Genomic DNA, 1108 nt, shown 5'->3' with positions numbered 1-1108 from the left:
GCCCGACGCACCCGCACCCCGATCCCCCCGTTCACCGACACCGAGCCCGACCTCGGCATGGCCGACGGCTACGCCATCCAGCAGGAACTGGTCGCGCTGCTGCTCGCCGACGGCGACCGGATCGTCGGGCACAAGGTCGGGCTGACCGCCGCGCCGATGCAGAAGGCGCTGGGCATCGACACCCCCGACTACGGCCCGGTGCTCGCCTCCACCGTGTACCGCGACGGCGACGCGATCCCGCTCGACGCGTTCGTCGCCCCCAAGGTCGAGGCCGAGATCGTGTTCGTCCTCGGCGAGCGCCTCGAGGGCCCCGGGGTCACCGTCACCCGGACCCGGGCCGCGATCACCGGCGCCGTCGCCGGGATGGAGATCATCGACTCCCGGATCGCCGACTGGCGCATCAAGCTCGCCGACACCGTCGCCGACCTCGCCTCCAACGGCGCCATCGCCACCTCCAGCCGGATCGTCCCGCTCGACGGTCTGGACACCCGCCTGATCGGCATGGCCCTGACCCGCAACGGCGAGCTCGTCGACACCGGCGCCGGCGCCGCCGCGCTCGGCGACCCGGTCGCCGTCGTCGCCTGGCTGGCCAACACCCTGGGCCAGCACGGCGTGCCCCTCGAACCCGGCCACCTGATCCTGACCGGCGCGCTGCACGCCGCGGTCCCGATGACCCCGGGCGACGTGTTCCGGGCCGAGTTCGACCGGCTCGGCCCGGTCACGGTGAGGGTCTCGTGAACCTCTCCGAACTGGCCGCCCGGCTGTCTAAGGCCGTGGCGGACCGCACCGCCATCACCACGCTGACCGACGAGTACCCCGAGCTCGACATCCCCACCGCCTACCGCGTGCAGCGCGAGCTGCGCGCCGCGGCCGGCGACCTCGCCGGCTGGAAGCTCGGCGTCACCTCGCGCGCCAAGCAGGCCCAGGTCGGGGTGTCCAGCCCCATCTACGGCTTCCTGCCCGCCGCCGGGGCCGTGGACCTCGGCGAACCACTCGACACCTCGGCGCTGATCCAGCCGCGGTGCGAGCCGGAGATCGTGTTCACCCTCGGCCGGGACCTGCAGGGCGCACACGTCACCGCAGCCGACGTCGTCGCCGCCTCCTCGGG

1 protein-coding gene and 1 pseudogene are annotated in these 1108 nt (G+C 73.8%); both read left to right on the top strand.

What is annotated here, in order from left to right:
- Positions 1-738 (top strand): 2-keto-4-pentenoate hydratase (locus tag ABD990_RS34100; protein WP_345384935.1); only part of this gene is annotated, 738 nt, incomplete at its 5' end.
- A gap of 35 nt (positions 739-773) precedes the next feature.
- Positions 774-1108, top strand: a pseudogene (locus ABD990_RS34095) (2-keto-4-pentenoate hydratase); the annotation flags it as partial.

The sequence above is a fragment of the Pseudonocardia yuanmonensis genome (genome assembly GCF_039542425.1).
Classification (GTDB): domain Bacteria; phylum Actinomycetota; class Actinomycetes; order Mycobacteriales; family Pseudonocardiaceae; genus Pseudonocardia; species Pseudonocardia yuanmonensis.
This window is presented reverse-complemented; position numbering and strand designations above follow the sequence as displayed.